Source organism: Fructobacillus sp. ESL1117, from assembly GCF_058508565.1.
This window is the reverse complement of the sequence record NZ_CP196385.1, coordinates 1,048,285-1,061,615: the sequence shown is the minus strand read 5'-3', so window position 1 is coordinate 1,061,615 and position 13,331 is coordinate 1,048,285. Positions and strand designations below refer to the sequence as shown.

Genomic DNA, 13,331 nt, shown 5'->3' with positions numbered 1-13,331 from the left:
ACAATAAAACAAGAATCCTGCAAGTCGAGTTTGATTTCGTTATAATAGAGGAGTTAATAACTAGAAAGAGAATAGAAGCCATGGAAAAAGAAATTTACTTAACTGGTGATCGCCCAACCGGAAAACTACATATCGGTCACTATATTGGATCATTGAAGAATCGAGTGGCTATGCAAAATTCTGGGGAATTTGACCCCTATATCATGATTGCCGACACCCAGGCCTTCACGGATAATGCGCGTAATCCTGAAAAAATCAGACAATCATTGACGGAAGTTGCCTTGGACTATTTGGCTGTTGGCTTGGACCCAAAGAAGTCAACCATTTTTGTCCAGTCCCAGATTCCAGGCTTAGCTGAATTAACGATGTACTTTATGAACTTGGTTTCATTAGGACGTTTAGAGCGTAATCCAACAGTCAAGACCGAAATTCAGCAAAAGGGCTTCGGGGAAGGGATTCCCGCTGGTTTCCTAACCTATCCAGTTTCCCAGGCTGCTGATATTACGATTTTTAAGGCCAAAAAGGTCCCGGTTGGTGATGATCAAAAACCGATGATTGAACAAACGCGCGAATTAGTGCGGTCATTTAATAATGCTTATCAAAAAGATGTCTTTGTTGAGCCTGAAGGCGTTTTTCCACCAAAGGGTCAAGGACGCCTACCAGGAATTGATGGAAATGCAAAGATGTCGAAGTCTTTGAATAATGGCATTTACCTTTCTGATGACCCAGACACCTTGGCTAAGAAGGTCAAGTCAATGTATACTGATCCAACACATATTCGTGTTGAGGATCCGGGACATGTTGAAGGAAACGTTGTCTTTACCTATTTAGATATTTTTGACCACGATCAAAGTCGGGTACAAGACCTAAAGGAACAGTACCAAGCGGGTGGTTTAGGTGATATGAAGCTCAAAAAGCACCTATTAGACGTGATGGAAGCTGAACTAGCACCGATTCGTGAACGTCGGTTAGAGTACGCACAAAATATGGATCAGGTATTAGCCATGTTGAAAGATGGTTCAGAAAAAGCCAACCAAAGGGCTGAAGAAACCATGAAAGAGGTTCGAACAGCCATGGGTATCAATTATTTTAATTAAAAATAATTCTTCATTGCGTTGGTTGCACTTTGCTTTTTTTTATTACATGACGTAAACTCTTTTAGGTAAGAATGTTAGTTATCGAAGAGGACCGTTTTGTGTTAATATCGCCATTAAAAAAGAGACCATATTTGTCAAAGTGCTTTCTAGCACTTTTTATTATTCTATCGATTATGCTGCGCTTCAATAGTGGTTTTTTGGAGTTAATGGATACTGTTTTGGCCATTGTTGCCCAAGAAATTGCTAGTCATTTCTTATTTTTAGCAGGACCTGCGAATTTGTTGGGAAGCTTGTGGTTCATTTGGTTAATCAATATTTTTTGGGCGTTTTTTATTCGATCTTTGGGCTTTAAAATTGGCTCTTGGTGGGTGCTGAACGTGACTACGATTTTCTTTATCACTATGATTATTTGGTCGGCGCTGGTCTTTTTGACCTGGAATCATGGGTTGACCTTAGATCAAACGATGCCTGATTTATCATTGGCAATGTGGGCCTTGTTTTTCTTTGAATTTGATAATATCCTGGTTCGTCGATTTCATGTGGCTCACTGGGTCAAGACAGCCATTCAAACCGTCTTTGTGTTGACATGGATTGTGTTAGCTGGTAATAAAATGGTGGGCAGTGATTTGTCCTTTACCACGGTGCTGGGTGCTTTCTTATTGGCCTATACCTACTTCCGTTTAGCTGCTAGAGTTTACTTAAAGCACGTTAAAAGTTGGTTAGCTATTTTTGCAGTTGACGGTGATATTTAGGTTGTGTTAAGGTAAGTACAACAAACAAAGAGGTCGCAACGAAAATCAGTAACCCTGGGGAGTCTGGCCAAGACGAAGAATGAGGGTGAAAGGTGCTGTTGCCGAAAGGAAATTTTTGGGCCAAAGATTCTCCTTGGGCCGGTGAAGAAGATTCATCGGACTGTCGTTTTTAACGGTGCGCTTTGCTAATCATTGCTATCATTATTGAACGAATTTACCGCCTGTTTTGTTTTGTGACAAAACAGGTTTTTTATTGTTTGAAATTAATATGAAGGAGTCATGCAAATGGCTGAACAAGATCAAAATGCCATCCAGCAGGAATTGAAGACACGTCATGTCTCCATGATTGCCTTGGGTGGATCAATTGGAACGGGGCTCTTTTTGGCCTCTGGAGCAACGGTATCGCAAGCCGGGCCAATGGGGGCAATCACTGCCTACCTGGTGATGGGTGTCATGGTTTACTTCCTGATGACTTCCCTTGGTGAAATGGCAACCTATATGCCAACTACTGGTTCGTTTTCGGAATATGGAAACCGTTTTATTGAACCAGCGATGGGTTTTGCCCTCGGGTGGAATTATTGGTTTAACTGGGCGATTACCATTGCGGCGGAAGTTTCAGCAGTTGGTTTGGTTGCACAGTTTTGGTTGCCCCACGTACCGGCTTGGGTTTTCTCAGCGATTGTGTTGGCGTTGATTTTCTTGATTAATCTCTTTTCTGTTTCGACTTTTGGTGAAACAGAATTCTGGTTATCAACAATTAAGGTTGTGACCATTGTCTTCTTCTTGGCTGTCGGTGTCTTGACCATTTTTGGGGTCATTCACTCCAATCAAAATGTGATGCATAACCTGTCTGTTGGGAACCATGGTTTTGTTGGTGGTTTCCAAGGGGTCTTATCAGTATTCTTAGTTGCTGGTTTTTCATTTCAGGGAACGGAAATGGTGGGAATTACTGCCGGTGAAGCAAAGGACCCGTCAAAATCAGTACCAAAGGCGATTAACTCAGTCTTTTGGCGAATCTTGTTGTTCTATATCGGAGCGATTTTTGTGATTTCTGCTTTGGTTTATTACAAGGATCCCAATTTGTTGTCAGCTGCTAATAACAATGACATCACAGTTTCACCATTTACGATTGTCTTTAAGAATGCTGGCATTGCCTTTGCAGCTTCATTGATGAATGCGGTTATCTTGACATCGATTATTTCAGCTGCTAATTCAGCTACTTATGCTGCCAACCGGACTTTATATGCCTTGGCCAAGAAGGGCCAGGCACCAAAGGTATTTTCTAAGTTGTCAAAGTTTGGTGTCCCTTGGGCATCCCTATTGTTGACGGTTTTTGTTGGTATGTTTGCTTTCTTGTCAGACATTAAGGGCGGTAGTGAAGCCTACACTTGGTTGGTTGCTGCCTCAGGTTTGTCAGGTTTTATAGCTTGGTTAGGCATTGCCTTAGCACATTTGCGCTTCCGCCGTGCTTATGTTCGCCAGGGTAAGGATTTGAACAAGTTGGTTTACAAGGCTCGCTGGTTCCCATTTGGTCCGGTTTTAGCAATTGTTTTGTCAATCGTGGTGATTGTTTTGCAAGATCCATCTTCCTTTATTCACTTTGATTGGGAAAAGATTGGCATGACTTATTTGTCGGTGCCAATTGTCGTGATTCCATATATTGTCTATAAGATTGTTAAGAAGTCAAAGTTGATTCCGTTGGATGAAATTGATTTGGACTCAAAGGCGGAACATTAATAATCGGTTATTCGGCCGGACTTCGCTTGGGTAAGTTGTGTTTGTTAATTAATAAAAGAGCTTCCACTTTAAAGTGGAAGCTCTTTTTGTGAAAGTTCACGGCTTAGTCGCTCATTTCGGCTAAATCAAGGATAGAATTTGAGAAAAGATAGATAAAACGTTTAGCAAAAATGTCGGGTTTAACGGGTTCTTCTTGAGTAAGCCAGATGCTGATGGCAGCCATGACTTGGTTAATCGTGAGCTCGGCAAGGGTTTTTGAGGTTAGCTCGTGCTGGTTACCATTGGCACCATCAAAGTAGGGGATGAGCATGTCGATGTACTGTTGGTTTAAGTAGGGGCGCCAGGCTGGGTCTGCGACTTTTGAATAAAAAACACCGAGAAATTCATGTTTTTCATAGAGTGATGGGATAACGTTTTGAGCGAAAAAATTTAGTAATTCTTTGAAAGAACGGTTTTTGTCATGAAAGGCAAAACACTTTAACTGTTGGTATGGTTTATTATCAACGTAATAATGCAGTGATTGCGTTAGTTCTTCAATATTTTGAAAATGATTTTTGTAGATAGCTTGTCTGGAGACACCTAATTCTTCAGCGATTTTGGCTAATGAAATATCTTTTGTACTCTCAGCGACTCGGGCGACCTTCAGGTATGCGTAAAAAATGCGTTCGGTTGTCACGGGTTGGGGATTTTCCATGGTGTCCTTTCGGGTAAGTGAAAATTAATATTGTGGATTATTGAACATTATACCATCTCAGTGACCACCAAAATGGTCTTTTTCAACATAGTTTGATGGGTGAGGTTAACACCTGACAACCAAAATCCCTTGAAAAAAGAGGACAAAACTCGGTAAAATGTAACTGTTGTGACACTGCTATGTCTTTTGTTTTAGAGCAAAGAGGAGAGACTTTGCCAAGAGACAGAGCGGTCCGCGTGATGTCCGTGCGTCGTTTCACTTAATCTGCATTGGTGAGAGATGAAAGGTCCGGTTGGGGCAACGATAAAACTCCCTGGTCCTTTTAAGGTGCATAACTTTGTTGATTAGCAAGTCAGTAATTGGTGAACTGCAAGTATACATAGGTTTGGAAGTCCACAACAAAATATTTTTCAAGAATAAGATTGGTCGAAGATGAGAGCGGCCAATCTTATTCTTTTTGTTGTCTTGGGGACAAGCTTATCGAGCAATCAGTTTCAATATTTATCTTTTTTGATTTATTGAAAATACGGATTGAGGCTGATTTAACTTTTTTAATAACAATTCTGGCTGTTCCTTAAAGAAGGTGGTCTTGACGCTAATTGACAGAAACGGCCACTTTTCGTATAGCGGGTGTTTCGTAAAAACCTTAACAAGCTTGGTGAAGTAATGATAGTCCACCGGTTTCAAACAGAACGGGGTCTATCACTCGAACGCTGACAGTGGCTTTAGTTGATCATTGGATTATCCATGCAGAATATGCTGAAAGAGCTAATCGCGACGCTCACTACCTTTAAAAGCAGGGGCGAACTCGATTTGAGGCAAGTTTGGGTCTTGCTTTTTTCTTTGATAGTGGGTACAATAGTAATCAGAAACACTGTAAATAAATATGGCAGTTGGTGATCTCTTGTCCACTCAACGCCCTTATATCAGGCAATGCCCGCTCTTGGCGACAAAAACGTGGCTTGCTTTTTTTGTGCCTTATTGGCCGAAATAAGGGCTTGATTTCGCAAATTGTAATCAAATTGTAATATTTTCCCTAGTAAACAGTGAATAACAGACGAGGTGATACTGTGGCAGGACATTTAGTAAATTATGGTAAATATCGTACCCGCCGGTCATATGCCAGCATTAAAGAAGTGCTGGATCTTCCAAATTTGATCGAGGTACAACTGGCATCCTACCAATGGTTCTTAGATGAAGGAATCAAGGAGATGTTTAACGACATCATGCCAATCGAAGACTTCCAGGGTAACTTGTCTTTGGAGTACGTGGATTATCAATTGATGGAACCAAAGTACAACATCGATGAAGCTCGTGAACACGATGCGAACTACTCAGCACCATTGCACGTGACGTTGCGTTTGACAAACCATGAAACCGGTGAAATCAAGTCACAAGACGTCTTCTTTGGTGACTTTCCATTGATGACTGAACAGGGAACGTTCATCATTAACGGTGCCGAACGAGTAATTGTTTCACAATTGGTTCGCTCACCTGGAATTTATTACAACCAAGAAGCTGACAAGAATGGTCGCCCACACTTCGGGACAACAGTTATCCCCAACCGTGGTGCTTGGTTGGAATACGAAACAGACGCAAAGGGAATTGCCAACGTTCGTATCGACCGGACACGTAAGTTGTTGATGACGGAATTGGTTCGTGCCCTTGGCTTTGGTTCAGATTCGGATATTATTGATATCTTCTCAGACGGTTACGATGCCTTGAACATGACTTTGGAAAAGGATGTTCACAAGAACATGTCTGATTCCCGTGTTGAAGAATCATTGAAGGACATTTACGAGCGTTTGCGTCCAGGTGAACCAAAGACGGCCGACTCATCACGTGCTTTGTTGGTTGCTCGTTTCTTTGATCCAAAACGTTATGATTTGGCACCAGTTGGTCGCTACAAGATCAACAAGAAGTTGTCATTGAAGACGCGCTTGCTTAACCAGACTTTGGCTGAAACATTGGCCGACCCTGATTCTGGTGAAATTATTGCTGAAAAGGGAACGCTTGTTGATAAGGCTGTGATGGCCAAGTTGGCACCATTCTTGGATCGGGAAGACTTTAAGACAGTTACTTATACACCATCTGGTGATGCTGTCTTACAAGACGAAGTGGTTTTGCAAAAGATTAAGATTGAATCACCCGAAAATCCAGACAAGACTTTGCTTTTGATTGGCAACGGTCACTTGCCTGAAGACGAGCATAATGTTCGCCCAGCTGACATCTTGGCAGGAATGAACTACTTCATGAACTTGCAAGAAGGGGTTGGTCAAGTTGATGACATCGATCACTTGGGAAACCGTCGCATTCGTTCTGTTGGGGAATTGTTGCAAAATCAGTTCCGTATTGGTTTGACGCGAATGGAACGAGTTGTTCGCGAACGGATGTCAATTCAAGATGCTGCGACTGTTACGCCACAGCAATTGATTAACATTCGTCCAGTTGTTGCAGCAGTGAAGGAATTCTTCGGTTCATCACAGTTGTCACAGTTCATGGATCAGACGAACCCATTGGGTGAAATGAACCACAAGCGTCGTTTGTCAGCCCTTGGTCCTGGTGGATTGACTCGTGATCGTGCCGGTGTCGAAGTTCGAGATGTTCACTATACACACTATGGTCGAATTGACCCAATTGAAACGCCCGAAGGTCCTAACATTGGTTTGATCAACTCTTTGGCCACTTATGGTCGAATCAACAAGTATGGCTTTATTGAAACGCCATACCGCCGTGTTGATTGGGGAACTCATAAGGTTACCGAAAAGATTGATTATTTGACGGCCGATGAAGAAGATAACTATATCGTTGCCCAAGCCAACACGGAATTGGAAGACGATGGCTCATTTGTTCATAAGACTGCCATGGCCCGTTACGGTGAAGAAAACATCGAAACGCCAATCGAAAAGATTGACTATGTCGATGTTTCGCCAAAGCAGGTTGTTTCAGTCGGAACGTCGGTTATTCCTTTCTTGGAAAACGATGATTCCAACCGTGCTTTGATGGGTGCCAACATGCAGCGTCAGGCCGTGCCTTTGCTTGACCCACATGCGCCAATCGTTGGTACTGGTGTTGAATATAAGGCTGCCCACGATTCTGGTGCTGCCATTATCTCAACTGCAGCAGGTGAAGTTGAATATGTTGATGCCAAGGAAATCCGTGTCCGTCGTGAAGATGGTCAATTGGATACCTACGAGTTGATGAAGTTCCGCCGTTCAAACGGTGGTAAGAACTATAACCAAAAGCCAATTGTTAAGGTCGGGGAACAAATCGATGATGACCAGATTTTGGCAGATGGTCCATCAATGGAAAAGGGTGAACTGGCCCTTGGACAAAACCCAGTGATTGCCTTTATGACTTGGCATGGTTATAACTTCGAAGATGCCATTGTCTTGAACGAACGTTTGGTTCGTGAAGACGTTTATACATCAATTCACATCGAAGAATATGATTCAGAGGCTCGTGATACGAAGCTCGGCCCTGAAGAAATCACACGTGAAATTCCTAATACTGGTGAAGAACAGTTGAAGGACTTGGACGAAAACGGAATTATCCGTGTTGGTGCCGAGGTTAAGGATGGTGACATCCTGGTTGGTAAGGTAACACCAAAGGGTGTGACTGATTTGTCAGCCGAAGAACGTTTGCTACATGCTATCTTTGGAGAAAAGGCCCGCGAAGTTCGCGATACTTCTTTGAAGGTTCCCCACGGTGGTGGCGGAGTGGTTCAATCCGTTCGTATCTACACACCTGAAAATGGTGATGAATTGGCTCCAGGTGTTAACATGATGGTTCGTGTTTACATCGCTCAGAAGCGTAAGATTCAAGTCGGTGACAAGATGGCCGGTCGTCACGGAAACAAGGGTACTGTTTCAGTCGTTGTTCCTGAAGAAGACATGCCTTACTTGCCTGATGGAACGCCAATCGACATCTTGTTGTCACCCATGGGTGTGCCATCACGTATGAACATTGGGCAGGTTTTGGAACTGCACTTGGGATTTGCCGCTAAGAAGTTGGGCATCCACGTTGCTTCCCCTGTCTTCGATGGTGCTTCAGACGATGAAATCGAAGAAGCATTGGCTGAAGCTGGTTTGCCACAAGATGGTAAGTCTGTTGTTTATGACGGACAAACTGGTGAAGCCTTTGATAAGCGTGTTGCCGTTGGTGTTATGCACTATATGAAGTTGGCCCACATGGTCGACGACAAGATTCACGCCCGTTCAATCGGCCCTTACTCTCTTGTTACGCAACAGCCATTGGGTGGAAAAGCCCAATTCGGTGGACAGCGTTTCGGAGAAATGGAAGTTTGGGCTTTGGAAGCCTATGGTGCTGCCTACACCTTGCAAGAAATCTTGACTTACAAGTCGGATGATGTTGCTGGTCGTGTAAAGGTTTATGAATCAATCATCAAGGGTGACGCAATCCCTAAGCCTGGTGTGCCAGAATCATTCCGTGTCCTGGTGAAGGAATTGCAAGCCTTAGGTCTGGATATGCGTGTCTTGGACCAAGAAGGTGAAGCCGTTCAATTGAAGCAGATGGATGAAGACGATTCAGTCTTACCAGTTGATGCTTTGGAAAAGTTGGCCCGTACGAACCCTGATTTGCTTAACCGCGATGACGAAGAAGTTAAGGTAGCCTTTGATAAGGTAGAAGAAGACGCTGGTCAAAACTCTACTGATGAACAAGAATAATTAAAAGAAAGGTGACCGAATAGATGGCAATCGATGTTAATAAATTCGAGAGTATGCAAATCGGTCTGGCCTCACCTGATCAAATCCATGACTGGTCTCATGGGGAAGTCAAGAAGCCAGAAACGATTAACTATCGTACTCTTAAGCCTGAAAAAGATGGTTTGTTCGATGAACGAATCTTTGGCCCAACAAAGGATTACGAATGTGCTTGTGGAAAGTATAAGCGGATCCGTTATAAGGGAATCGTTTGTGACCGCTGTGGTGTTGAAGTTACTTCTGCCAAGGTTCGTCGTGAACGCATGGGTCACATTGAATTAGCTGCCCCAGTTACCCATATCTGGTACTTCAAGGGAATTCCATCACGAATGGGATTGGTCTTGGACATGTCACCACGATCATTGGAAGAAGTGATCTATTTTGCTTCTTATGTCGTTGTTGACCCAGGGGATGCTCCTGTTGAAAAGAAGCAATTGCTTACTGAACGTGAGTACCGTGATTACAAGAAGGAATTCGGTGCAAACTTTAAGGCTGGCATGGGTGCTGAAGCTGTCAAGGAATTGTTGGCCAGTGTTGATTTGGCCGGTGAAGCTGATGCCTTGAAGCATGAATTACAAGAAGCAACAGGCCAAAAGCGTGTGCGCGCGGTTCGTCGTTTGGACATTATTGAAGCCTTCTTGCAATCAGACAACAAGCCAGAGTGGATGGTGATGGATGTTATCCCGGTTATCCCACCTGACTTGCGTCCGATGGTTCAATTGGAAGGTGGCCGTTTTGCCACATCTGATTTGAACGATTTGTATCGTCGTGTTATCAACCGTAACAACCGTTTGAAGCGTTTGTTTGACTTGCATGCTCCAGGAATCATTGTTCAAAATGAAAAGCGGATGTTGCAAGAAGCTGTTGATGCCTTGATGGATAACGGTCGTCGTGGCCGTCCCGTTTCTGGTCCTGGTAACCGTCCTTTGAAGTCTTTGTCTCACATGTTGAAGGGAAAGCAAGGCCGGTTCCGTCAGAACTTGTTGGGTAAGCGTGTTGATTACTCAGGACGTTCTGTTATCGATGTTGGTCCGTTCTTGAAGATGAACCAAATGGGATTGCCACGTCCAATGGCAATTGAATTGTTCCGTCCATTTATCATGCGCGAATTGACAAAGCGTGGCCTTGCTGGCAACGTTAAATCAGCTAAGCGTAAGATTGATAAGGCCGACGAAGACGTCATGGACGTTTTGGAAGACGTTATCAAGGAACACCCAGTGCTTTTGAACCGAGCACCGACATTGCACCGTCTTGGAATTCAGGCCTTTGAACCGGTTTTGGTTTCAGGAAAGGCGATGCGTTTGCACCCATTGATCTGTGAAGCGTATAATGCCGACTTCGATGGTGATCAGATGGCCATTCACGTGCCTTTGTCTGATGAAGCGCAAGCGGAAGCCCGGTTGTTGATGTTGGCTGCTGGTCACATCTTGGCACCCAAGGACGGAAAGCCAATCGTTGCTCCTTCACAGGATATGGTGATTGGTAACTATTACTTGACGACTGAAGAAGCTGGTCGTGAAGGTGAAGGCATGATTTTCTCATCGATTGATGAAGCTCGGATTGCTTTTGCTAACAAGCTAGTGCACTACCAAACTCGTGTTGGTATTCAAACTTCTTCATTTTCAGAAAAGAAGCCATTTACTGATGACCAACGGTCAAAGATCATGGTCACCTCAGTTGGTAAATTGATTTTCAATGAAATCTTGCCAGTTGAATTCCCATTCATCAATGAACCATCTGATGATAATTTCCAGGGAGTTTCCGATGACTTCTTTATGGAACCAGGGGAAAACATTCACGAATTTTTAGCTGACCGTGAAATCATTAAGCCATTCAAGAAGGGCTTCTTGTCTGATATCATCGCTGAAGTCTACAAGCGTTACAAGGTGACGGAAACGTCATTGCTTTTGGATCGCATGAAGGACTTGGGCTATGACATTTCAACGCAATCTGGTTTGACGGTTGCGATGACCGATGTAACTGAATTGGCTGACAAGCCAAAGATTTTGGCTGATGCACACGCCGAAGTTGAACAAGTAACGAAGCAATTCCGTCGTGGTTTGATTACAGATTCAGAACGTTACCAACGTGTTATTGATATCTGGTCAAAGGCTAAGGATGTTATCCAAGACGAATTGATGGCTACTTTCGACACTCGTAACCCAATCTACATGATGCAGGATTCAGGTGCTCGTGGTAACATCTCGAACTTCGTTCAGTTGGCTGGAATGCGTGGTTTGATGGCCGGTCCTGGTGGTAAGATTATCGAATTGCCAGTTACCTCAAACTTCCGTGATGGTTTGACTGTGATGGAAATGTTTATCTCAACCCACGGTGCTCGTAAGGGTATGTCTGATACGGCCTTGAAGACGGCCAACTCAGGTTACTTGACTCGTCGTTTGGTTGATGTTGCTCAGGACGTTATTGTTCGTGAATACGACAACGGTTCTGATCGTGGTGTGGCTGTTAAGGCAATCGTTGATGGTAGCTCAGTGGTTGAACCATTGTACGACCGAATTCTTGGTCGCTATGCTATGAAGACTGTCTTTGACCCAGAAACTGGTGAAAAGATTGTTGCTCGCAACGAAATGATTGATGAAGATGCCGCTAAGAAGATTGATGCTGCCGGTATTGAAGAAGTCACGATTCGCTCTGTCTTTACATCAACGACGGAACACGGCGTTTCTGTCTTGGATTATGGCCGGAACTTGGCTACTGGTGAAGAAGTCGAAGTTGGTGAAGCCGTTGGTACTGTTGCCGCTCAATCAATCGGAGAACCTGGTACGCAGTTGACCATGCGTAACTTCCACACGGGTGGTGTTGCCGGTGGAAACGATATTACACAAGGTTTGCCTCGTGTGCAGGAAATTGTTGAAGCTCGTATTCCTAAGGGACGTGCTGAAATTTCTGAAGTAACTGGTAAGGTTACCACGATTGAGGAAAACCCAGCCGAACGTACAAAGGAAGTCACAATTGAAGGTGAGACGGATACCCGGACTTACACCTTGCCTTTGGCTGCTCGGATGCGCTTTGGTGAAGGCGACATGATTAACCGTGGTGATGCGATTAATGAAGGACCAATTGATCCAAAGGAATTATTGGCCGTAACAGATACGTTGACTGCTGAATCATACATGTTGTCAGAAATCCAAAAGGTTTATCGTTTGCAGGGAATTGAAGTTTCTGATAAGCACATCGAAGTGATGATTCGTCAGATGTTGCGTAAGGTACGTGTCATGGATCCAGGTCAGACGGATTTGTTGCCTGGAACTTTGATGGATATTGCGGACTTCAAGCGGGCTAACGAACCAGCTTTGTTTGCTGGTAAGGTTCCCGCAACTGCTCGTCCTGTTTTGCTTGGAATTACAAAGGCTGCCTTGGAGACTAACTCATTCTTGTCAGCTGCCTCATTCCAAGAAACAACGCGTGTCTTGACGGATGCTGCTATCCGTGGCAAGAACGATCCACTTGTCGGTTTGAAGGAGAATGTTATCATTGGTAAGATTATCCCTGCCGGTACTGGAATGGCTGAATATCGTAAGATTAAGCCAGAAGTTGTTGGTGAAGTTGTTGACCAACCCGAAGAAAAAGACATTCAATCTTTGGACCAGGTTGCCCAAACAATTGATGGTCAAGACTAAAAGAATCAAGGGAAAACCAGCGAAAGCTGGTTTTTTTATTGTTCAAAGTCCCTGAGTAGGGTAGACTAGGAGTAGATTTAAAAACGAGGCGACCATGAAAAAAGTAAAGATTGACTGGATTGATTGGATCCAAAAGCTGAATAAAAAACAACTTTGGGCAATGGTGATCATCCCGACAGTGCTCCTATTAGTTTTGTTGTTGGTCCGCATTAAAACTGGGAACGAAGCCTATAATCAAAATTGGTTTGTTTATTTTTTTGCGGTCCTTTACGTTGTCGCATTTAGTCCAATTGGTGAACAAATCCAATTTCGTTTGTTTCCACAATCGATTCCTCATAACCAATACCAGGTGACCACTTGGTCGCAATGGAAACAGGCCATGATTACGGCTACTGTTTTGATGATTATTTCGCTTTTATTTTGGCCAATTCAAAAGCAAGGTGAAATTGCGACTCATTTGATTGCGGCCATCATCGTTGGTTTTTTGTCCATGTGGACGATTCGAATGGTGCAGGGAATGCGGCGAGAAAAGAATAGGCGCTAAGTCAATCACTCGTTATCAGTCAGCGAATTTTCGACTGAGGCGAGTGTTTTGCCTTTTGCAAGAAATGTTATTGAGGCCTTAATTTTGTAAAATCAGGACAAGATTAGCCTGATTACTTGTTGAGAGCTAACAAAATTGGTAC

The 13,331-nt window shown here is 43.6% G+C and carries 7 protein-coding genes and 1 riboswitch; of the genes, 6 read left to right on the top strand and 1 reads right to left on the bottom strand.

Features of this window, described 5'->3' with window-relative positions; all coding sequences use genetic code 11:
• Positions 1-80: 80 nt before the first annotated feature.
• From trpS to ACSYSH_RS04870, 3 genes are all read left to right on the top strand, one after another.
• The gene (gene trpS / locus ACSYSH_RS04880) at positions 81-1,097 is read left to right on the top strand and encodes a tryptophan--tRNA ligase (protein WP_252773350.1); all 1,017 of its coding nucleotides are present in this window, start codon (positions 81-83) and stop codon (positions 1,095-1,097) included.
• A 131-nt stretch (positions 1,098-1,228) separates the two neighbouring features.
• Complete coding sequence (locus tag ACSYSH_RS04875) at positions 1,229-1,849, top strand: hypothetical protein (RefSeq protein ID WP_489816131.1); 621 nt, start codon at positions 1,229-1,231, stop codon at positions 1,847-1,849.
• Between the two features lie 19 nt (positions 1,850-1,868).
• Positions 1,869-2,040: riboswitch (Lysine riboswitch) on the top strand.
• A 94-nt stretch (positions 2,041-2,134) separates the two neighbouring features.
• Complete coding sequence (locus ACSYSH_RS04870) at positions 2,135-3,586, top strand: amino acid permease (protein ID WP_252773352.1); 1,452 nt, start codon at positions 2,135-2,137, stop codon at positions 3,584-3,586.
• 103 nt (positions 3,587-3,689) lie between these two features.
• Here the strand turns inward: ACSYSH_RS04870 and ACSYSH_RS04865 are convergent, their stop codons facing one another.
• Positions 3,690-4,280 (bottom strand): HTH domain-containing protein, encoded by a 591-nt coding sequence (locus ACSYSH_RS04865; RefSeq protein WP_489816130.1) that lies wholly within the window; start codon positions 4,278-4,280, stop codon positions 3,690-3,692.
• Between the two features lie 1,070 nt (positions 4,281-5,350).
• Here ACSYSH_RS04865 and rpoB point away from each other — a divergent pair.
• The 3 genes from rpoB (at position 5,351) to ACSYSH_RS04850 (ending at position 13,189) form a co-directional block, all read left to right on the top strand.
• A complete protein-coding gene (gene rpoB / locus ACSYSH_RS04860) occupies positions 5,351-8,968 on the top strand; it encodes a DNA-directed RNA polymerase subunit beta (protein ID WP_252773354.1) in 3,618 nt (1,205 codons plus the stop codon).
• 23 nt (positions 8,969-8,991) lie between these two features.
• Complete coding sequence (rpoC, locus tag ACSYSH_RS04855) at positions 8,992-12,645, top strand: DNA-directed RNA polymerase subunit beta' (RefSeq protein WP_252773355.1); 3,654 nt, start codon at positions 8,992-8,994, stop codon at positions 12,643-12,645.
• 94 nt (positions 12,646-12,739) lie between these two features.
• The gene (locus tag ACSYSH_RS04850) at positions 12,740-13,189 is read left to right on the top strand and encodes a hypothetical protein (RefSeq protein WP_489816129.1); all 450 of its coding nucleotides are present in this window, start codon (positions 12,740-12,742) and stop codon (positions 13,187-13,189) included.
• The last annotated feature ends 142 nt before the right edge of the window (positions 13,190-13,331 follow it).

Coding starts and splice junctions, on each gene's coding strand:
- trpS (WP_252773350.1), top strand. CDS start 81: ATGGAAAAAGAAATTTACTTAACTGGTGATCGCCCAACCGGAAAACTA.
- ACSYSH_RS04870 (WP_252773352.1), top strand. CDS start 2,135: ATGGCTGAACAAGATCAAAATGCCATCCAGCAGGAATTGAAGACACGT.
- ACSYSH_RS04850 (WP_489816129.1), top strand. CDS start 12,740: ATGAAAAAAGTAAAGATTGACTGGATTGATTGGATCCAAAAGCTGAAT.
- rpoC (WP_252773355.1), top strand. CDS start 8,992: ATGGCAATCGATGTTAATAAATTCGAGAGTATGCAAATCGGTCTGGCC.
- ACSYSH_RS04865 (WP_489816130.1), bottom strand. CDS start 4,280: ATGGAAAATCCCCAACCCGTGACAACCGAACGCATTTTTTACGCATAC.